General features: G+C 69.3%; 14 protein-coding genes and 1 riboswitch. Of the genes, 8 read left to right on the top strand and 6 right to left on the bottom strand.

Annotated elements, in window-relative coordinates; genetic code table 11:
- Positions 1-172: 172 nt before the first annotated feature.
- Genes recC through arfB form a run of 4 tightly spaced genes read left to right on the top strand, consistent with a single transcriptional unit; the run spans position 173 to position 9970 of the window.
- Positions 173-3511 carry an exodeoxyribonuclease V subunit gamma gene (gene recC, locus ACPTTC_RS06300; protein WP_423391877.1) on the top strand — a complete coding sequence of 1113 codons (3339 nt, stop codon included), beginning with the start codon at positions 173-175 and terminating at the stop codon, positions 3509-3511.
- Complete coding sequence (gene recB / locus ACPTTC_RS06305; RefSeq protein ID WP_423391878.1) at positions 3508-7218, top strand: exodeoxyribonuclease V subunit beta; 3711 nt, start codon at positions 3508-3510, stop codon at positions 7216-7218. Before recC ends, recB begins: the two co-directional genes overlap by 4 nt.
- A gap of 2 nt (positions 7219-7220) precedes the next feature.
- Positions 7221-9569, top strand: a complete 2349-nt coding sequence (locus ACPTTC_RS06310) for an AAA family ATPase (RefSeq protein WP_423393320.1) — start codon at positions 7221-7223, stop codon at positions 9567-9569.
- Entirely contained in the window at positions 9566-9970 is a 405-nt protein-coding gene (gene arfB / locus ACPTTC_RS06315) for an alternative ribosome rescue aminoacyl-tRNA hydrolase ArfB (RefSeq protein ID WP_175951798.1), read from the top strand. Before ACPTTC_RS06310 ends, arfB begins: the two co-directional genes overlap by 4 nt.
- A 56-nt stretch (positions 9971-10026) precedes the next feature.
- Here the strand turns inward: arfB and ACPTTC_RS06320 are convergent, their stop codons facing one another.
- From ACPTTC_RS06320 to thiC, 5 genes are all read right to left on the bottom strand, one after another.
- Positions 10027-11307 (bottom strand): sensor domain-containing phosphodiesterase, encoded by a 1281-nt coding sequence (locus tag ACPTTC_RS06320; RefSeq protein WP_175967419.1) that lies wholly within the window; start codon positions 11305-11307, stop codon positions 10027-10029.
- A gap of 444 nt (positions 11308-11751) precedes the next feature.
- Positions 11752-12678: a DMT family transporter gene (locus tag ACPTTC_RS06325; RefSeq protein ID WP_423391879.1), complete on the bottom strand. Its 927-nt coding sequence runs from the start codon at positions 12676-12678 to the stop codon at positions 11752-11754.
- Positions 12679-12830: 152 nt separating this feature from the next.
- On the bottom strand, positions 12831-13079 hold the full coding sequence (locus ACPTTC_RS06330) for a hypothetical protein (RefSeq protein ID WP_043182136.1): 249 nt from the start codon (positions 13077-13079) through the stop codon (positions 12831-12833).
- A gap of 191 nt (positions 13080-13270) precedes the next feature.
- Positions 13271-13483: a glycine zipper 2TM domain-containing protein gene (locus tag ACPTTC_RS06335; protein ID WP_043182137.1), complete on the bottom strand. Its 213-nt coding sequence runs from the start codon at positions 13481-13483 to the stop codon at positions 13271-13273.
- Between the two features lie 250 nt (positions 13484-13733).
- Positions 13734-15665, bottom strand: coding sequence for a phosphomethylpyrimidine synthase ThiC (thiC, locus tag ACPTTC_RS06340; protein WP_423391880.1), 1932 nt, complete (start codon positions 15663-15665; stop codon positions 13734-13736).
- Between the two features lie 124 nt (positions 15666-15789).
- Positions 15790-15906, bottom strand: a riboswitch (TPP riboswitch).
- 267 nt (positions 15907-16173) lie between these two features.
- On the opposite strand from thiC, the gene ACPTTC_RS06345 reads away from it, so the two are divergent.
- The 3 genes from ACPTTC_RS06345 to ACPTTC_RS06355 all read left to right on the top strand — a co-directional run bounded on the left by ACPTTC_RS06345 (position 16174) and on the right by ACPTTC_RS06355 (position 17987).
- On the top strand, positions 16174-16449 hold the full coding sequence (locus ACPTTC_RS06345; protein ID WP_175032886.1) for a pentapeptide MXKDX repeat protein: 276 nt from the start codon (positions 16174-16176) through the stop codon (positions 16447-16449).
- Positions 16450-16536: 87 nt separating this feature from the next.
- On the top strand, positions 16537-17169 hold the full coding sequence (locus ACPTTC_RS06350) for a cytochrome b/b6 domain-containing protein (protein WP_175967427.1): 633 nt from the start codon (positions 16537-16539) through the stop codon (positions 17167-17169).
- 29 nt (positions 17170-17198) lie between these two features.
- On the top strand, positions 17199-17987 hold the full coding sequence (locus ACPTTC_RS06355; protein ID WP_423391881.1) for a molybdopterin-dependent oxidoreductase: 789 nt from the start codon (positions 17199-17201) through the stop codon (positions 17985-17987).
- A gap of 18 nt (positions 17988-18005) precedes the next feature.
- Here ACPTTC_RS06355 and ACPTTC_RS06360 read toward each other — a convergent pair whose 3' ends face one another.
- Complete coding sequence (locus ACPTTC_RS06360; protein ID WP_423391882.1) at positions 18006-19703, bottom strand: methyl-accepting chemotaxis protein; 1698 nt, start codon at positions 19701-19703, stop codon at positions 18006-18008.
- Positions 19704-20218: 515 nt separating this feature from the next.
- Between ACPTTC_RS06360 and ACPTTC_RS06365 the strand changes: the two genes are divergently transcribed.
- A complete protein-coding gene (locus tag ACPTTC_RS06365) occupies positions 20219-21391 on the top strand; it encodes an EamA family transporter (protein ID WP_423391883.1) in 1173 nt (390 codons plus the stop codon).
- Positions 21392-21412 lie beyond the last annotated feature (21 nt).

Raw genomic sequence — 21412 nt, forward strand, 5'->3', positions numbered from 1 at the left:
ATGGCAGACGAAGACGCCCGGGGGCGGCATCTTGACTGGCGACGAGTCTATCGTATTTCGCGGTCCGCAAAACCTGGCCGTCCGGCCGATGCTCGCGGCGGCGGACCATTTGCTATCCTTCGGGAACCTGTTCGCCCGGTTCGGCCGGCGCGAGAATCCGACGCCCCGCCTCATGCTCCATCTGTTCTATTCGAATCGTCACGAAACGCTGGCCGACGCGCTGCTCGAGGATCTGGCCGCGTTCCCGGCCCGCAACGGCCCGTGGGCCCCGCAGCAGGTCATCGTCCCGAGCGCGGCGCTGCGCCGCCGTCTCGAGCTCGACATCGCCGCGCGTAACGGCGTGTGCGCGAACGTCGAGTTCACGTATCTCGCGCAATGGCTGTGGGCGCAGATCGGCCGCGTGATGGAGGTCCCCAAGCGTTCGCCGTTCGCGCCCGACCGCCTCGTGTGGCGCTGCTACCGGCTGTTCGCGCAGGCGTCCGACGGGGCGCCGTGGCTCGCGTCGCCGCGGCTGGCCGCGTATCTGTCCGCGTCCGACGATGCGATGCGCTACGAGCTTGCACACCGCGTCGCGGCCGTGCTCGATCATTACCTGACCTATCGCCCCGAATGGCTGGCCGCGTGGCAGGCCGGCGAGTCCGTGCTCGCGGGCGACGCCGCGCCGCGCGGGATCAGCGACGCCGCGCGCGACGACGAGCGCTGGCAGGCCGCGCTGTGGCGCGCGCTGCTGGCCGAGCTGAGCGACAGCGGCACGCCGCCGGCGCACCGTTTCCTCGTCGAGGCGCGCCATCTCGATCCTGGAACCCTTGCGCGTGCGGACTGGCCGGAATCGGTCGCCGTGTTCGCGCTGCCGACGATGCCGCCGCTGCATGTCGCGTTGCTGCGCGAGCTGTCGCGCTGGATCGACGTGCGCGTCTATGCGCTGAACCCGTGTCGCGAGTTCTGGTTCGACATCGTGACCGCCGCGCATGCCGAGGCGCTCGATGCGGCCGGGCGGCTCGACTACCAGGAAGTCGGCCATCCGCTGCTCGCCGAATGGGGCAGGCAGACCCAGGCGCAACTGCACATGCTGCACGAGCTGACTGAAAGCGCCGCGTCGGGCGACGCGTCGCGGTTCGTCGAGAATCCCGAGCCGACGTGGCTCGCGCGCGTGCAGAACGCGATTCTCGAATTGCGGCCGGAGGCCGAAACCGGCGACACGCCGGCCGAGCGCGGGATCGAGGTGCACGTGTGCCACAGCCTCGCGCGTCAGCTCGAGGTGCTGCACGACCGGCTGCTCGCGTGGTTCGACGCCGATGCGAGCCTGCAGCCGTCCGACGTGCTCGTCGCGGTGGCCGATCTCGCGGCGGCCGGGCCGCTGATCGACGCCGTGTTCGGCACGGCTGGCACCGGCGGTGCCCGTGTGCCTTACCGGATCACCGGCCTGCCGCCGTCGCAGGCGAACCCGGTCGCGCGCGTGCTGCTCGACTGGCTCGCGTTGCCGGAGCGGCAGGTCGGTGCGCCCGAACTGGTCGAATGGCTGCGCGTCGACGCGGTGGCGGCGCGCTACGGCATCGATGCGGCGGCGCTGGAGACGGTGCAGACCTGGCTCGCAGCCGCCGGCGCGCGGCGCGGGCTGTCGCCGCGCGCGAGCGACGACGCGGCCGTGCCGGCGCCGCGCCATACGTTCTCCGATGCGCTCGCGCGGCTCTTTCTCGGTTATGCGATGCCGGAGGGCGCGGCGCCGGTCGGCGCGTGGCTGCCGATCGAGGCGGCCACCGGCAGCGAGGCCGAACTGCTCGGCCGGCTCGCGCGCTTCACCGACGATCTCGACGGCTTCGCGCGGCGGCTGGCCGAATCGCATACGCCGCAAGGCTGGAGCGAGCTGTTCGCCGATACGCTCGCGCGTTTCTTCGATTCGGGCGCCGCGTATGCGGACGCGCTCGCGGGCGTGCGCGACGCGCTCGACGCGATGCTGGCCGCGATGACGGAGGGTGCGCCCGACGTCGCGCTGCCGGCAGCCGTCGTCCGGGCCGGGCTGGCCGCCGCGCTCGACGATCCGGCGCGCGGCGGCGTGCCGTGGGGCGGCGTCACGTTCTCGTCGCTGACGAGCCTGCGCGGCCTGCCGTATCGCGTGGTCTGCCTGCTCGGGATGGACGATGGCGTGCTGCCGAGTCTTGCGCGCGCCGACGAATTCGACCTGATGGCCGTGTTGCCGAAGCTCGGTGACCGCCAGCGCCGCGACGACGAGCGCAACCTGTTTCTCGACCTGCTGCTCGCCGCGCGCGACCGGTTGATGATTGCCTACACGGGGCGCAGCATTCGCGACAACGCGCCGCTGCCGCCCGCGGCACTCGTCGACGAGCTGCTCGATCATCTCGCGCTCGTCACGGCCGGGCCGGACGCGCCGCCGGACGCGGTCGAGGCCGCGCGGCGCGCATTCGTCGTCGAGCATCCGCTGCAACCGTTCGCGGCCGCGTATTTCCAGCCCGGCAGCGCACTCGTTTCCTACGATGCCGAGCGTGCGGCGCTCGCGACGCTGCTGGCCGCCGAGGCGTCGGGGGACGGCCCGCGCGAGCTGCCGTTCTTCGCGCAGCCGCTGCCGGCCGAGCCGGTCGAGCCGGTCGCATTCAGCGAGTTCGAACGCTTCTGGCGGCATCCCGCGCGTGCGCTGCTGCGCGCGCGGCTCGGCATCGTGCTTGCCGACGCACAGGCCGAACTGCTCGACACCGAGCCATTCGCGCTCGACTTCACCGGGAGCGATGCGCTCGCCGAGCGCGTGCTGCCGCTGCTGATCGAGTCCGACGAGGGCCGCGTGCACGATCACGCGCTGCGCATTGCGGACGCGAGCCCCGAACTGCCGGGCGGCGCGACGGGCGCCGTGTGGCGCGATCAGGCGCTTGGTTCGATGACGCAGCTCGCGTCGAACGTGCGCCGCGCGCTGGCCGACGGGATGGAGCGGCGGCCGTTCTCGCTCGCCGTCATGCCCGTCTGGCCCGACACGGAACAGGCGCTGTTTGGCGCCGACGACGCGCTGCTGTCGGGCGACGCGGTGAGCGCGCCGCTCGAACTGCACGGCACGCTGAACCGGCTGACGCCGGCCGGGCAGATCATCTACCGCTACGCGCGGCCGAGTGCGCGCGACTACCTGTCGGCGTGGCTCGCGCATCTCGTCTACTGTGCGGTGGATCCCGGTGGCCCGCGCCGCACGCTGTGGTTCGGTAGCGGCGGTGCATTCGAGCTGACGCCCGTCGCGGCGCCGCTCGAGCGGCTCGCGCCGCTGGCCGCGCTGTTTCGCGCGGGGCGGCGCATGCCATTGCGGTTTTTCCCGCGCAGCGCGTGGGCGAGGGTGTCCGACGGCGAGGCGAAGGCCGCGAGCGTCTGGATCAATGAACGGGTCGTGAGCGAGGCCGACGATCCGGCCATCGCGATCGCGTGGCGCGGTGCGCATGCATCGCTCGACGAGCCGTTCGGCACGCTCGCGCGGCTCGTGTTCGATCCGCTCGTCGAGCATCTGAAGGAGGTCGCATGAGTGCCGGGGCGCAGCCGCAACAGGCGAGCGAACTCGACGTGTTCGCGTGCCCGCTCGACGGCGTCAACCAGATCGAGGCATCGGCCGGCACCGGCAAGACCTGGAACATCTGCGCACTTTATGTGCGCCTGTTGCTGGAAAAGGATCTCGGTGCGGACGAAATCCTCGTCGTGACCTTCACGAAAGCGGCGACTGCCGAGCTGCACGAGCGGATTCGCGGCCGGCTCGCGCAGCTTGCGCATGCGCTCGACACGGGTGACGACGGCGGCGATCCGTTCATCGCGCGCCTGCTCGAAACCACGCTCGGCGAAAGCGGCGCGCTCGATCCCGAGACGGCTGCGAAGCGGATCCGGCGCGCGCTGCGCGCGTTCGACCAGGCCGCGATCCATACGATTCACGCGTTCTGCCAGCGCGCGCTGCAGGAAGCGCCATTCGCGGCGGCGATGCCGTTCGCGTTCGACATGGAGGCCGACGACGCGTCGCTGCGCTTCGAACTCGCAGCGGATTTCTGGCGCACGCGCGTCGAACCGGCGGCCGCGCGCTGGCCGGGCTTTGCGACCTGGCTCGTCGAATCGGGCGCGGGCCCGGCCGCGCTCGATGCCCAGCTTGCGCGCCGGCTGAAGAAGCCGCTTGCCGCGCTGCGCTGGGACGGCGTGAGCGAGCCGGACGAAGCGGCCGAGGCGGCGGCTGCCGCATGCTTCGCCGAGGCCGAGCGGATGTGGGCGGCCGATTGCGAAGCGATCGATGCGTTGCTGCGCACCGCGCAGCCCGTGCTCAACCAGCGCTCGCACAAACCCGAAGCGGTTGCCGATGCGCTTGCCGCATGGGCCGCGCATTTCGCGCAGGGCGACGCGACGGCCGCGCTGCCGAAGGCCGCACTGAAGCTCACGCGCACTGCGTTGGTGAAGGCGACGAAAAAAGGCGGCGCGACGCCTGAACACGCGTTCTTCGACGTGGCCGATGCGCTCGAAGCGGCCGTGGCGGCGGCCGAGGCCGCGCAGCGCGCGCGCTGGCTCGCGCTGATCGCCGAATGGCTCGACATGGCGCCGGGCGAGCTGGCCGAGCGCAAGCGCACGCGGCGCGTCGTCTCGTTCGACGATCTGCTCGCGAACCTGTACCACGCGCTGCATGCGCATCCGTGGCTCGCGCAGACGCTGCGCGCGCGCTATCCGGCCGCGCTGATCGACGAGTTCCAGGATACCGACCCGCTGCAGTTCGCGATCTTCGACCGGATCTTCGCGCCGGGCGGGCCGCTCTTTCTCGTCGGCGATCCGAAGCAGGCGATCTACAGTTTCCGCGCGGCCGATCTGCATACCTATCTTGCCGCGCGTGCACGGGCGAGCGCGTGCTACACACTCGCGGTCAACCAGCGTTCTACGCCCGCGATCGTCGATGCGTGCAACCGCTTCTTCATGTCGAATCCGCGCGCGTTCGTGCTCGACGGGCTCGATTACTACGCGGTGCGCGCGGGCACGCGCGTGCGCGTGCCGTTCGTCGACGCGACCGATCCGGGCCCGGCCGGCGACTTTCGGGTCTGGGCGTTGCCGGGCGGCGAAGGCACGTTGCTCAAGCGAGAAGCGCAGGCGCAGGCCGCGCAGGCCTGTGCCGCCGAGATTGCGCGGCTGATGCGCGGCGCGCGCGAAGGGCGCGTGCGGCTCGGCGATACGCCGCTGTCGCCGGGCGATATCGCAGTGCTCGTGCAGACGCACCGGCAAGGCAGTCTCGTGAAGCGCGTGCTGGCCACGTGGGGCATCGGCAGCGTCGAACTGGCGCAGGCCTCGGTGTTCTCGACCGGCGACGCCGAGCAGCTCGAGCGCGTGCTGGCGGCGATCGATGCCCCGGGCGACCTGCGGCGCTTGCGTGCGGCGCTCGCATCCGACTGGTTCGGCCTCGATGCCGGTGCGCTGTGGCGGATGGAGCAGGGCGACGGCGACGCGCAACGTGAAGCATCGGCGGCGGATAGTGCCGACGCGATGAGCTGGGTCGAGCGCTTCTCGCGGTATCGGCTGTTGTGGCGCGAACGCGGCTTTGCGGTGATGTGGCGCACGTTTGCGCGCGAGCTGCGGGTTGCCGAGCGCCTGATGGCCGGCGCGGACGGCGAGCGTCGCGTGACCGACATCAACCATCTGGCCGAACTGACGCAGGCGCGCGCGTCCGCGCAACCGGGCATCGCGCCGACGCTGCGCTGGCTCGCCGCGCAACGGCTCGGCGGCGGCGGCGAGGAAGCGCAGCTGCGTCTCGAATCCGATCGCAACCTCGTGCAGATCGTCACCGTGCACAAGTCGAAAGGCCTCGAATACGCGATCGTATTCTGTCCGTTCCTGAACGACGGCGGGTTGCGCGAGCCGCCCGCGTCGGCGCTGCCGGATGCGCGCGAATATCACGACGATGCGGGCGACGCGGTACTGCATTACGGATGCGACGATGAGGCGGCCGCGCATGCGGCGCGGCAGGCGTTGCGCGAGCAGGCCGCGGAGCGCGCGCGGCTCGTCTACGTGGCGCTCACGCGGGCGGTCTATCGTTGCTACGTCGTCGCCGGGCCGTACCTGTCGTCGCGCTCGACGCGCGAAGCGCGGCGCAGCGTGCTCAACTGGCTCGTTGCCGGCGCAGGCCAGTCGTTTGACGCATGGCTCGACGAGCCGCCCGACGAAGCCGCGCTCGATACGGCGTGGCAGGCACTCGCGGGTGGCCCCGTGAGCGTTGCGCCGCTGCCGGCGCCGGCGCGACCCGAGCGTCTCGCGGCCGGGCACGACGCGTCGCAGACGCTCGCGGCGCGCCACACGACGCGCATGCTGCGCGATGCGTGGCGGATGGCGAGCTTCAGTTCGCTGACCGCGTCGATGGCGCGCGAGGAAGCGGGCGTCGCGGCGGTGCCTGATGACGAACTGCGGCCCGATCACGATGCGCTTGCCGCGGTGGCGCCGGACGGCGAGTGGCCGTGGGTCGATACGGTCGCAGCCGAGCCGCCGGACGACGACATCCTCATGTTCCCGCGCGGCGCGGCGGCCGGCGAGTGCCTGCACCGCCTGTTCGAGCTCAGCCGATTCACTGAGCCAGAGTCGTGGCCCAGGGCCGCGCTCGGCGCGCTGCACGACCGGCCGGTCGAAGCCGACCCCGAACTCGCGACACGCCTGCCGACGATGATGGTGCAACTGGTCGACGATGTCGTGCGCACCGAGCTCGTGCCGGGCATGCGGCTCGCCGATCTCGATCCGGCGAAGCGGCTCGACGAAATGGGTTTCCTGTTCCCGGCGCCGTCGCTCGACCTGATGGCGCTGCGCCGCCTGCTGGTCGCGCACGGCTACCCGGACGTAGCACTGGAGGCGGGCATGCTCGCCGGTTTCATCAAGGGTTTCATCGACATGATCGTCGAACACGACGGCCGCTTCTGGATCGTCGACTGGAAGTCGAACCATCTCGGCACGACGCCGGACGCCTACGGCCCGCGCGCGCTCGATGTCGCGATGGCCGATCACGCGTATCACCTGCAGGCGCTGCTCTACACGGTCGCACTGCATCGCTACCTGCGCGGGCGGTTGTCCGACTACGACTACGACACGCATATCGCGGGCTACCTGTACCTGTTCGTGCGTGGTGTGCGGCCCGACTGGCGCAGCGACGGCGAGCCGGCCGGTGTGCATGCGCGGCGGCCCGAGCGCGCGCTCGTCGACGCACTCGACCGGATGATGGAAGGGGGCCGCGCATGAACATGAATGCGCAGGACGACACGCTCGAATTTACCGGCGGCCTCGTCGCGCGGCTGCCCGAACCCGCCGATTTCGGCATTGCGCTCGCGGAAGGCTTCGCGCGCCGTATCGGCGATCTCTCTCGCCGCGCCGGCGCGCCGGCTGCGGCCGCCCGCTGGGCGGCGCGCGCTGCGTTCGCGACGAGTCGTGCGACCGCAGGCGGCCACGTGTGCGTTGCGCTCGGCGCGCTCGCGCAGCGCTATGAAGCGCCGCTCGACGAAATCCGCGCGGCGCTTGCCGCGAGCGGCGTGGTCGCGTTCGGCACGCTCGCACGCGGCGACGAGCGGCCGCTGATCGTCGACCGCCACGACCACCTGTACCTGTCGCGCTATTTCGACTACGAGCGGCGGCTTGCCGATGCGCTCGTCGCACAGGCCGGTGTGGCCGCGCCGGACGAAGGTCTCGCGCCCGACCGGTTGCGCGACAGCCTTGCGCGTTACTTCGGGCCGGCAACCGGCGAAGTCGACTGGCAGCGCGTCGCGGCGATCGTCGCGCTGACGGGCCGCGTGACGATCGTCAGCGGCGGCCCGGGCACGGGCAAGACGACGACCGTCGTCGGCGTGCTGGCCTGTCTGCTCGACGCGCATCCGCGGCTGCGCGTCGCGCTGGCCGCACCGACCGGCAAGGCCGCGCAGCGGATGCAGGAAGCGCTGCATGCGCGGGCCGGCGATCTGCCGCCCGAACTCGCGGCGCGCCTGCCGGATACGTCGTACACGCTGCATCGGCTGCTGGGCGGCGGCGGGGCGGCCGGGTTCCGGCATCATCGCGACAATCCGCTGCCTTACGACCTGATCGTCGTCGACGAGGCGTCGATGATCGACGTCGCGCTCGCCGCGCATCTGCTCGATGCGCTCGCGCCGGGTGCACGGCTCGTGCTGCTCGGTGACAAGGACCAACTGGCCGCGGTCGAGGCGGGCGCCGTGTTCGCGGAGTTGAGCGCGCGGCCGGCGTTTACCGCCGCCGCGCGCACACGCATCGCGCAGGCGCTCGGCATCGACGAGGCGGCATTCGTCGCGGCGTTGCCGGTGCAGGACGAAGTCGCGACCGCAGCCGTTCCCGCTGCGCATCCGGTTTCCTCCGCAGCTCGGGCCTCGGCACCGCCATCGGCGTCTGCTGCTGCCGCGACGCGCAAACCGGCACCGCGACGGAAAGTCGATGAGCGACAGGCTTCGCTCTTCGACGACGAACCGCAGGATAACGAAGTGTCGACGACCAGCGTCGCGCAGCCGCCGGCCGCCGATCCGATGCTGACCGAAGCCGGTGAGGCCGACGAGGCAGGCGACGCACCGGCTTGGATCGAGGTCGGTGAACTCGCGTGGCTCGACGCCGTCGAGCTGCCGCCGTTCGACGCGGGCGACGTGGCGCTTGCGTCGATCCTGCCGGGCGAACCCGCCGCCGTGCCTGCCACGCCCGCACCCGCACCCGCACCCGCACCCGCACCCGCACCCGCACCCGCACCCGCACCCGCACCCGCACCGCTCGCCGACTGCGTGGTCTGGCTCGAACGCAATTACCGCTTCGGTCTCGATTCGCCGATCGGGCGGCTGTCGCTCGCGATCCGCAGCGGCGACGTGCAGGCCGCGCTCGACGCGTTGCCGGCCGACGATTCGGCCGCCGCGTCGTTCCACGACGATGCGGGCGAGTCGCTCGCGTCGTCGACGGTCGAGCGGCTCGCGCGGCGCTTCGGTGCGTATCTCGACGCGTTGCGTGACACGCTGGCCGCGCCTGTGCCCGATCCGTTGCCGCTGTTCGACGCGCTCAACCGGTTCCGGATTCTGTGCGCGACCCGCAGCGGATTGCGCGGCGCGGAGCACGTCAATGCGCTCGTGGCCGCGCACGTGCGCCACGCGGCGCGCGTGCCGCTCGCGGTCGGCGCGCACTGGTTCACGGGGCGCCCGATCATGGTGACGCGCAACGACTATGCGCTCGGGCTGTTCAACGGCGATATCGGTATTGCGCTGCCCGACGCGCACGGCGTGCTGCGCGTCTGGTTCAGGCGAGCGGACGGCACCGCGCGCGCGGTGTCGCCGGCCGCGCTGCCGCCGCACGAAACGGCGTTCGCGCTGACGGTCCACAAATCGCAGGGTTCGGAATTCGACGAAGCCGCGCTCGTGCTGCCGGCGTCGTTCGGCCGCGTGCTCACGCGCGAACTCGTCTATACGGCCGTCACGCGTGCCCGCACGCGCGTCCAGGTGATCGGGCCGCGGCGCGTGCTGGCGCAGGCGGTTGCAACGCGCACGCAGCGCGATTCGGGGCTCGCGGCGCGCGTCGACGAGGCGCTCGCGCGGCGCCGCATGGAGGCTTCGCGATGATGATCCGCTATACGCTCGATCCAGCCGAAGTCGAATGGACGGCCGTGCGCGCGCAGGGCGCGGGCGGGCAGAACGTGAACAAGGTGTCGAGCGCGATCCACCTGCGCTTCGATATCCGCGCGTCGTCGTTGCCGCCCGCCATCAAGGAGCGGCTCCTCGCGCTGTCCGACCAGCGCATCACGCGCGATGGCATCGTCGTGATCAAGTCGCAGGAATATCGCACCCAGGAGAAGAATCGCGAGGCTGCGCTGGCGCGACTCGATGCGTTGATCAGCGGCGTCGCGTTCACGCCGCGCGCACGGGTCGCCACGCGGCCGACGCGCGCGTCGAAGGAGCGGCGGCTCGAGCACAAGTCGCGCCGCAGCGTGGTGAAGTCGGGGAGAGGGAAGGTGATCGACTGACGAATGGATGGGGGCGAACAACTGGCGCGAGCGTCGATTGCCCACCGTCGCGCCGGTTAGCGCATCACGGTCCCGGCGCTGTCGAGCACGAAGTCGACGCAGAACACGACGAGCCGGCTCTGCGCGCGGATCGCGACGGCGGCCGTATAGCAGTCGCGACCTTCCGTCAGCGAGAAGTGCGGGCCCATCAGCGCGACGCGCCCGGGCGCGGCGATCGCGCGCTGGAAATACGGGCGCCGCGACCAGTTGCTGTGGGTTTCCGGGAACAGCGGTGCGAGGCGGGCGACGCCCGCCTGGCCGTCGTCGGCGCGCGCGCCGATCGACGGCAGGAACTGCTCGCCGGTTTCGTCGGTGACGAACACGCGGCGCGCGGCCGGCACCGCGAACACGCGCTGCGCGGCGTCCTGCAGGTTGCCGCTCGCGGAAAACGCGGCCGCGCCGGTCAGCACGAGCCGTTCGATCGCGTCGAAGCCCGGCTGCTCGGCGATGACCGGCGCGTGCCGGCGGGCAATGAAGCGCTGCCACGCGGCGTCGAGCATCGCGGGTGCTGCTGCGCTCGCGTGTGCGATCGATGCGTCGGGCTGGCCGAACTGGAAACCCTGCACGAAATCGATGTCGGCTTCCATCAGCGCCTGCAGCGAGTCGTCGCTCTCGACCCCCTCGGCGAGCACCATCGCACCGGCCTGATGCAGCATCGACACGAGGTGATGCATGATGCGGCGATCTTCGGCCGAACTGGTCGAACGTTCGACGAGCGAGCGATCGAGCTTGACGATGTCGGGTCGCGCGCGCCATACGCGGTCGAAATTCGAGAATCCCGTGCCGAAATCGTCGATCGCGATCAGGAAGTCGCGATGCTGGATCATGTCGATCGTGCGGGCGAGCGCGGCTTCGTCGCGCGCGGGCTGTTCGACGACTTCCAGCACGATGCGGTTCGGCGGCAGCGAGAAATGCCGGCACAGCGCCTCGACGAATTCGCGCTGCACGAGGCCCGAGTCGAGCACGCGCGGCGTGACGTTCAGGAACAGCCAGCCGTCGCCGATGCCCTGCGCGACGAAGTTGGCCGTGTGCAGGCAGCGCGCGAGCCGGTCGAGCAGCAGCGCATCGGCGTCGGCGCGCGTCTTGTCGAACAGTGCAGCGGGGGAGATCAGCGCGCCGTTCGAATCGACGACGCGCAGCAGCGCCTCGTAACCGACGACTCGCTTGTGCGTGATCGACAGCACGGGCTGGAACACGCTGCGCAATGTCGTGGTGCGATAGGTGGCGATCCAGCCGCCGGGCGTCGGCGTGAGGCGTTCGAGCAGGGAGTCGAGCGAGAGGTCGCGGGCGGGCTTCATGTCAACGGTGCCCGGGGTCGAGCGGCGGAGCGGCAGCGCGTCGCCACGCTGAAGCAGGCGCATGCGCCGGCGGACGCGAAAGGACGTGGGTCATCGAGACCGCCTTCTGCGGGTAAGTGTTCGAAGTGTAACGGGAACGGGGCCGCTCGCGTATCAGGGAAACTCCACACGCACGCGGGAATGCAGCCGCGGCCCGTGCCGCGCGCCGGCGCGCCGCGAGGCGGAGGGGGCCGCCGCCGCACATGTCAATCCGGCGGCATGCCATGGCGTGCGCGGCGAAGCGGGAAATCCCGGCGGCCGGCACGGTGGCGGGCGAATGTCGCCGTCAGAGGAATGCCGGCCGCGCGGCAGCGCCATCCGCGGCGCGGCGGCGGACAGTTGGCGCGGCCGTCAGGCATCACGGCCCGGCCGGCGGCGGGGCGGCGCGTGCGCCCGAATGAAGCGTCAGGTCGCTTCGCCGCTGCGCGGCCGGATCCCGGGAATTCGCTTGATCACGCCGGTCGCGAGCGCGGTGCCGACGAGCACGATCGCGCAGCCTTCGATCATCACGACCGTCACGTGTTCGCCGAGGAACAGCGCGCCCCACAGCAGGCCGAACACGGGGATCACGAACGTCACGGTGATCGCACGGGCGGGGCCGATGTGCGCGATCAGGTAGAAATAGATGAAATACGCGATGCCGGTGCAGGCGACACCGAGGGCGAGCACCGAGCCCCATGCGTGCGCGCTGACCGGCGCGGCCGGCCAGGTGGCGATCGCGAACGGCAGCAGCAGGAGGGTCGAGCCGATCATGCTGCCGGTCGCGTTGACGAGCGGATCGACGCCGGTCAACTTGCGCTTCGTGTAATTGGCCGCGATGCCGTACAGCAGTGTCGCGCCGAGGGCGGCTGCGGCGGCGAGCGCGGTCGCCGCGGCGCCCGTTTCGCCGTGCGCATTCGCGATCTGGTTCCACACGAGCGTGAGCACGCCGGCGAAACCGATGACGAGGCCGAGCGCGCGCGGCCGCGACAGCTTGTCCTTCAGCCACAGGTAGGCCACGAGCGCGCCCCAGAGCGGCGTCGTCGCGTTGATCACCGATGTCACGCCGGCCGACAGCGTCAGTTCGGCGAATGCGAACAGGCAGAACGGAATGCCCGAGTTCAGCGCGCCGACGACGAACAACGGCCACGCATGACGGCGCAGCCGGGCGCCGAGATCGGCAGGCTTGAAGCGCGTCAGCGCGAAGCCCGCGAGAAACAGCGCGCCGATGCCCACCCGCAACGCCATCAGCGGCGCGACGCCGAGATCGACGACGCCGATCCGGATAAACAGGAACGACGCACCCCACAGGGCAGCGAGGACGGTCAGCAGAAGGGCGTTCTTGGCGGACATCGATCGTGAAGGGCAGGGATGGGATGCGGAGAATCTTACACCCCGCTACCACGCCGTCGTTTCACGTTTCGATGAAACGGCAAGAAACGGTAAAAAACGGGAGTATCGCCGGTGGCCGGCGCGGGCCGCCGCCTGCCGGCGGTCGTGCCCGATCAGTGATGGCGCCAGCCGCCGCGTCCGCCGAAGCCGAAATTGAGCGAGAGCGCCGGTCCCCAATAGCCGCCCCATGCAGGTGCATAGGCAGGCGCCGGATAGTAATAGGCGGGGCCCGGATCGACGTAGACGGGGGCCGGCTGCACCGGCGCAGCCGTGTAATAGCCGCCGGGATAATAGCCGTACGGGTAGTAGCAGCCGGCGAGCGTCACGCAGGCGAGCGCCGCGGCGACGAGGGTCCTGTTCATGATGTTTCTCCGGCGGAGCCGGCAATCGGCAGATGCTTAAGCTTAGGTCGCGCGCCGATGACACGGTGTGCAAAACGGTAACGGATCATTTCCGCGCGGGCGGCCTGTTACGTTGCGGCGCCGCATGCGAAAACGGCGCTTCCGCACCGCGAAAACGCCGTCTGGCTGACCGTCGCGGCGCGCTGCGCCGCTTACTTGCCGACCTGGTTACCGATGATGCCGCCGGCCGCTGCGCCGCCCAGCGTCGACAGCGCGCTGCCGCCGATCGCCGCGCCGGCGACGCCGCCGACACCCGCACCGATTGCCGTGTCGCGCTGGCGTCTCGTCATCGAGTCACAGGCCGACAGGCTGGCCACGGTCGCGACGAGCAGCGCGCATACCCCAATACGCCGTATCGAATTCATGATCGTTGTCCTTGCGGTTGTGAACGGAGGACACGCGACCGACCGGCGGCCGCGCATGAATCCAATCTACGCGCCGTCCCCCGGCGCTGCTGTAAGGACTTGTTAAGGCTCGCGCGGTTTCGTAATGAATTGTTTCCGGTGGTTTTCCCATGCGCCGGCAGGCACGCAACATGCGCAAAAAAGCCCGCTCGAAAGCGGGCTTCGTGCATGGCGAGGTGATCCGGCGGGGAGCGCCGGATCGCGCATGCGCTTACTGGCGGTGATAGATTTCGGCGCCGGTCTTGACGAACTCGACCGCCTTCACTTCCATCCCCTTCTTCAGCGCTTCGGATTCCGACACGCCCTGCTGCGCCGCGAATTCGCGCACGTCCTGCGTGATCTTCATCGAGCAGAAGTGCGGGCCGCACATCGAGCAGAAATGCGCGACCTTTGCGGAATCCTTCGGCAGCGTTTCGTCGTGGAACTCACGCGCCTTGTCCGGATCGAGACCGATGTTGAACTGGTCTTCCCAGCGGAACTCGAAGCGCGCCTTCGACAGCGCGTTGTCGCGCACCTGCGCGCCCGGGTGGCCCTTGGCCAGATCGGCCGCGTGCGCGGCGAGCTTGTACGTGATGATGCCTTCCTTCACGTCGTCCTTGTTCGGCAGGCCAAGGTGCTCCTTCGGCGTCACGTAGCACAGCATCGCGGTGCCGAACCAGCCGATCATCGCGGCGCCGATGCCGGACGTGATGTGGTCGTAGCCCGGTGCGATGTCGGTGGTCAGCGGCCCGAGCGTGTAGAACGGCGCTTCCTTGCACCAGTCGAGCTGGAGATCCATGTTCTCCTTGATCAACTGCATCGGCACGTGGCCGGGGCCTTCGATCATCACCTGCACGTCGTGCTTCCACGCGATCTGCGTGAGTTCGCCGAGCGTCTTCAACTCGCCGAGCTGCGCTTCGTCGTTCGCGTCGTAGATCGAGCCGGGGCGCAGGCCGTCACCGAGCGAGAAGCTCACGTCGTACGCCTTCATGATCTCGCAGATCTCTTCGAAGTGTTCGTACAGGAAGCTTTCCTTGTGATGCGCGAGGCACCACTTCGCCATGATCGAGCCGCCGCGCGACACGATGCCGGTCATCCGGTTCGCGGTGAGCGGCACGTACTGCAGGCGCACGCCCGCGTGGATCGTGAAATAGTCGACGCCTTGCTCGGCCTGTTCGATCAGCGTGTCGCGGAAGATTTCCCAGGTGAGGTCCTCGGCCTTGCCGTTGACCTTTTCCAGTGCCTGGTAGATCGGCACCGTGCCGATCGGCACCGGGCTGTTGCGGATGATCCACTCGCGCGTTTCGTGGATGTGCTTGCCGGTCGACAGGTCCATCACCGTGTCGCCGCCCCAGCGGATCGCCCACGTCATCTTGTCGACTTCCTCGCCGATCGACGACGTGACAGCCGAGTTGCCGATGTTCGCGTTGATCTTCACGAGGAAGTTACGGCCGATGATCATCGGCTCGGATTCCGGGTGGTTGATGTTCGCGGGGATGATCGCGCGGCCGCACGCCACTTCCGAGCGCACGAATTCCGGCGTGATCTCGGCCGGCGCGTTCGCGCCGAACGCCGCCGCGCCGAACGCCTGGCCCGGGTGCTGGCGGCCCATCATCGCGGCGAGCTTCGCGCCGTTCGGGGCGCTTGCCTTCAGGCTCTCGAGGTACTCGGCGCGGCGCTGGTTCTCGCGGATCGCGATGAATTCCATTTCCGGCGTGATGATGCCCTGGCGCGCATAGTGCATCTGCGTGACGTTCTTGCCGGCCCGTGCGCGGCGCGGGTTGCGGTGCAGGCCCGGGAAACGCAGGTCGGCGGTGGCCGGGTCGGCCGCGCGCTCGAGGCCGTACCGGCTCGACAGGCCGCCGAGCACTTCGGTGTCGCCGCGTGCCTCGATCCAGCCCTGGCGCAGCGCGGCGAGGCCCGCGCGGATGTCGATCTTCGCGTCCGGATCGGTGTAGGGGCCCGACGTGTCGTACACGTAGATCGGCGGATTCTTTTCGCCGCCGAAGCCGGTCGGCGTGTCGGCCTGCGTGATTTCACGCATCGGCACGCGGATGTCGGGCTGCGAGCCGGTTACATAAACCTTGCGGGAATTCGGCAGCGGGGCGACGGCCGCGGCATCGACGTGAGCGTCGGCGGACAGAAACTTCGGATTGGCGTTCATGCAATCTCCTGTGCGAGCGCCGGACAGGCGCTTCGGCGCTTGCCCGGAGCCCTTGAAGTATGTGGGGCTCGAGCTAAGCAGGAGACGAGGCTTGGTGAGGCGGCGGATTTCGTCAGAAGGATGGCGTTGAAATCCGTACGCTTCCCTGCGCTGGCATTATCCAGATCAGGTTCAAAGGGTATTTCTCACCCGCAATGCCGGTTGTTTGACCGGGCGCATTGCAGGACCCCCGCGTTAGCAGCGCACAAGATACACTGGCTTGGCGGCGGTTTCAACCGGGAGAGGATCGGCTAGCCCGGCGCGGCCGCAGCATGGCGGGCGTTGCGATGGCCCGTCGAAATGGCAGCGCGCGTCGCCGCCGCATGGCCCTGCGGCTCGGCCGGCAGTGGTGAAGCGGTGCAACATGACGCGCTTTCGCACAAACAAAAAAAATTTTCGCAGCGGCTGTCATTTCCCGCGACGTCGTCCGTCTATTCGGCTCCTTAAACCCATGTTGTGGAGAGATGTCATGAAAAAAGTACTGATTGCCGCTTGCGTCGCCGCTTTCGCCACGATCGCCACGGGCGCGTATGCCCAGAACGATGCGATGTCGCAGCCCGGCTCGTCGATGTCGAAGGACGCGATGGGCCACGACGCGATGGCCAAGGATGCAATGGGCCATGATGCGATGAAGAAGGACGGCATGAAGAAGCATGCGATGAAGAAAGACGCGATGAAGAAGGACGCGATGTCGCACGACGAGATGGGCAAGTCGTCGGGCGACAAGATGGCGCCGTCGAACTGACGGAGGCCGGCGCGGCGCGGCCGGCGCGTGCGTCGCACGGCGGCCGCCCGCATTGCGCTTCGTCGACCCATTCCGGGAGACTTCATCATGCAAACCGTTCCTGCCACCGGCCGCGCGGCCGCCACGCCGCCCGCGCGCCCGATCCATCCGCTGTGGGTGCGCGCGAGCCACTGGCTCAACGCGCTCGCGGCGATCCTGATGGTGCTGTCCGGCTGGCGCATCTACGACGCGTCGCCGATCTATCCGCCGTTCGTGTTTCCGCATGGCATCACGCTGGGCGGTTGGCTCGGCGGCGCGCTGCAATGGCATTTCGCGGCGATGTGGCTGCTGGTCGGCAACGGGCTGTTCTACCTCGCGATGTCGATCGCGACGGGGCGCCTCGCGCGCAAGATGCTGCCCGTCACGCCGGCGTCGATCTGGCGCGACATCCGTGCCGCGCTGGGCGGGCGGCTGTCGCACGCCGACCTGAGCGTCTACAACGCGGTGCAGCGTGCCGCCTACCTGACCGCGATCGTCGATCTCGTCGTGCTGGTGCTGTCGGGGCTCACGATCTGGAAATCCGTGCAATTCCCGCTGCTGCGCGAATTGTTCGGCGGCTATGACAACGCGCGTGTCGTGCACTTCTGGGCGATGTCGCTGCTTGTCGCATTCATTGTCGTTCACGTCGCGATGGCGCTGCTGGTGCCGCGCTCGCTGCTCGCGATGCTGCGTGGGCGCTGACCCGTCAACTACGGGTGAAGGAAATCATCATGTCGGAATCCGAATACAAGCGCGACGATTCGCGCTGGACGCTCGACCGGAAGTCGCTCGAACTCGACGTGCGCCGCGAGCTCGAGATGCCGTCGCGGCGGCTGTTCAACCGGCGCGTGCTGACGCTCGGCGGCCTGACGATGCTGACCGGCTGCACGCTGCAGGACGATGCGTCGGTCAACACGTTCCTCGAGAAGGTGTCGCGCATGAACGACCGCGTGCAGGCGTGGCTGTTCAATGGCGAGCGACTCGCGCCGACCTACACCGAAGCCGACATCACGCGACCGTTCCCGTTCAACGCGTACTACGGGATCGACGACGTGCCGCACGTCGATGCGTCGACGTATCGACTCGTGCTGTCCGGCCGCGTGACGGGCAAGCGCGTGTGGACGCTCGACGAACTGTATGCGCTGCCGCACGCGGAACAGATCACGCGGCACATCTGCGTGGAAGGGTGGAGCGCGATCGGCCGCTGGGGCGGCACGCCGTTCGGCGCGTTTCTCGCACGCGCCGGTGCCGATACGCACGCGAAGTACGTCGGCTTCAAATGCGCGGACGATTACTACGAGAGCATCGACATGCCGACCGCGCTGCATCCGCAGACGCTGCTCGCGTTCGACTACGACGGCCAGCGGCTGCCGCCGGAATTCGGCTTCCCGATGAAGCTCAGGATGCCGACCAAGCTCGGTTACAAGAACCCGAAGCACATCATGGAGATCTTCGTGACCGATACGTTTCCGGGCGGCTACTGGGTCGACCAGGGCTACAACTGGTTCGGCGGATCGTAGGCGGCGCTGCGCCCCGCGTCAGAACGTCTCCCAGTCGGCCGGCCCGGACGCGCCTGCCGCCGCCAGCGCCGGCCGGGCTGCCGCGCGAGGCGGGGCGGGGCGCTGTGTCCTGTGCGCGGCGGCGGAGGCCGCCGCCGGGATCGTGCCGGCGGCGCCGGCTTCACCCGTTTCACTGGACAGCCTGAACACGGAGATCGCGCGCTTCTGCTCCGCGGCCTGCTGCTCGAGCGACTGCGCCGCCGCGGACGCTTCTTCGACGAGCGCCGCGTTCTGCTGCGTGACTTCGTCCATCTGACCCACGGCCACGTTGACCTGTTCGATGCCGCGGCTCTGCTCGTCGGATGCGGCGGCAATCTCCGCGTTGATGTCCGAGACGCGGCGGATCGCCTGCTGAATCTCGCTCATCGTGCGGCCGACTGCCTCGGCCTGCGTCGAACCTTCCCGGACGGTCGTCGCCGAGCGCTGGATCAGGTCCTTGATCTCCTTCGCGGCGCTCGACGCGCGCTGTGCGAGGCTGCGCACCTCGCCGGCGACGACGGCAAAGCCGCGTCCCTGTTCGCCGGCGCGGGCCGCCTCGACGGCCGCGTTCAGCGCGAGGATGTTCGTCTGGAACGCGATGCTCTCGATCAGGCCGGTGATGTCGGCGATCTTCGTCGAGCTCGTGCTGATCTCCGTCATCGTCGCGAGCATCTGCCCGACCGCTTCGCCGCCCCTGTCCGCGATCTGCGATGCGTTCGTCGCGAGCGTCGTCGCCTGGATCGCGTTCTCCGCGTTCTGTTTGACCGTCGCGGTCAGTTCGTCCATGCTCGCCGCGGTCTGCTCGAGCGACGCGGCCTGTTCCTCGGTGCGCGACGACAAATCCATGTTGCCCGCCGCGATCTGTTTCGACGCGACCAGGATCGACTCGCTCGACGTCTTGATGCCGCGCACGATGCCGGCGAGCTGCGTGTCCATCTGGCGCAGCGCGCTCAGCAGGCGGCCGAATTCGTCCGTCGAGCGGGTCTCGAGCCGGTTTTCGAGCCGTCCGTCCGCGATGCGCCGGGCAGCCGTCATCGCGATTTCGAGCGGCTGCGTGATCGCGCGCTGCAAATAGAACCACGCGCCGAACGCCACCGCCACGCCGATGGCAAGCACGCCGAACGATACCCACTGCAGCAGGTGGAACGTATCGCTGCCTTGCGCGGCGGCGTCCTTCACCTGTGCCACGTTGATCGCGATGTCCGAGTCGACGCTGTCGCTCAGTGCGTTGCCGACCGGGCGCAGCTTGTCGAGCGTCGTACCGACGGCCTCGGCGTTGCCGGCCTCGGCCGCGGCGAGCGCCGCGTCGGCGAGCGAACGGAACGCGGCGAGCTGGCTCGCGATCTGGTCGGCGATCTTGCGCTCGTCGTCCGCGGTCACCTTGGCCGGGTAGTAGTCGTTCCACGCGGCGGTCAGCTTCTTGTCGGATTCGCGCACGCGCTCGACGGCGCGTTTCACGTCGCTCGGGTTCGTTTGCCCGGCGAGCCTGTCGAGCGTCACGCGCATCTGCAGCGACGCGCTGTGCGTCGTCGCCAGGTCCTCGACCGGAATGGTGCCGAGCGCGTACATCCCGTCCATGTCCGTGCTCAGCTTCGCGAGTCCGCGGACCCCCGTCAGCCCGATCGCGACCATCAAGAGAAAGCACGCGCCGAATGCGAGCGCGATCTTGAATTTGATTGTGCCTGTCAACTTGCTCATCCACCGCCACCCATGTCGAAACGAGAAACCCGCCATCCCCGAGCGCCAGCCGCGAACCGATATGTCTGACAAATCCATGCTGGGATCAGGGTTATAAAAAGGTAAACGGCAATGTCGATTGTTAACTTGAGGCGCAACGAACCGTTCGCGCACGCATGACGGCCTGCGTCGAATCCGGCACACGAACGAGGCGGTGCGCCCGGCGTGCGGCGGGCGCGGCGTGCATCGTCGCCGGAGGCACTGTCGTGCGGATGCGTCATTCCCGATGCTTTCAGACAGGTCTGACGTTGCTTTCGAATCCGTGATGCCATAATGCCGAGCGTGCGCAGCCGAAACGGTTGCGCGCGTTTTTTTTGTCCCTCTGCCGCCGCTTGCCGGTTCTCTTTCGCCGCCGTTCGCACTGCCATGTCGTTCCGCACGTTCGCTCTGCCTTCCCGGCCCCGCCAGGGCCGTTTGCCGGCATCGCCGGCGTCTTTCAGCGGAGCACGCGGCGTGACGTGCGGGCAGGCTGCGCAATGACGCCGCTCGACCGCCTTCTCGACTTCCTCGCCCGCTTCTCGTTCCGGATCCGCCTGCCGCAAAGCCGCGGCGGCCGCGTGGCGCTGGCGCTCGTCTTCATCTATTTCGTCTGGGGTTCGACCTACAGCGGCCTGCATTTCGCGCTGCAGTCGTTCCCGCCGCTGCTGCTGTCGGGGCTGCGCAACCTGCTTGGCGGGATCGGCCTGTTCATCTTCGCGCTGCGACGCAAGCCCGAATGGCCGACGCTGCTCGAAATCCGCAATGCCGGGATCGTCGGCACGATGCTCGTCGCGCTGTCGTCCGGCACGATCGCGCTCGGAATCAGCTCGGTCAGCAGCGGCTCGGCCGCGGTGATGGTGGCCACGGTGCCGCTGTTCGCGACCGTGATCGCGGCGGTCGCCGGGCGGCCGGTCACGAAAGGCGAGTGGGGCGCCGTCGCGCTCGGGATGGTCGGCATCGTCGTGCTGAACTCGGGCGGCGCGGCCGCGCAGAATTCGGCGCTCGGCACGATCTGCGTGCTGGCCGGCGCATTGTTCTGGGCTGGCGGCGCGCATCTCGCGACGCGGCTCAAGCTGCCGTCCGACCTGTTTCTGTCCACGTCGCTGCAGATCGGCCTCGGCGGCATGATCTCGACGCTCGTTGCCTGGCTGATCGGCGAACGCATCGAGCATGTGATGGCGGGGCCGGTGTTCGCGTTCCTGTACCTGATGGTGTTCTGCACGATGGCCGCGTACGTCGCGTACGGTTACCTGATCCGCCACACGAGCCCGATCATCGCGAGCAGTTGCATGTACGTGAACCCGATCGTCGCGGTTGCGCTCGGTGCGCTGCTGCTTGGCGAGCCGGTGACGATGGCGACCGTGGTCGCGACCGTCGCGATCCTGGGTAGCGTCGGGCTGTCGTTCGTGTTTGATCCGGCGCGCCGGCCCGCGGCACGCGCGGCAGCCGCCAGCTCGGCGGCCGCGGCAGCCGCGTCGACGGCGGAGGCTGCATCGGCGCACGAGCAGATCGAGATCCCGGATGCGGCGCCGATCCTGGCGCCTTCCGCCGTTCCGATGGCCGTGCCGGCTCCGGCTGCCGTGATGGATCCTGCCGCGGTCGTCGACCCGGCACCGGCGTTCGCCACACCGCCGGCCGCCGAACCGGCAGCGCCCCGCGCCGACGCGTGACGCCGCCGTGGCCGGTCGCGC

Origin of the sequence: Burkholderia mycopellens, assembly GCF_964265025.1 — a bacterium.
GTDB lineage: Bacteria > Pseudomonadota > Gammaproteobacteria > Burkholderiales > Burkholderiaceae > Burkholderia.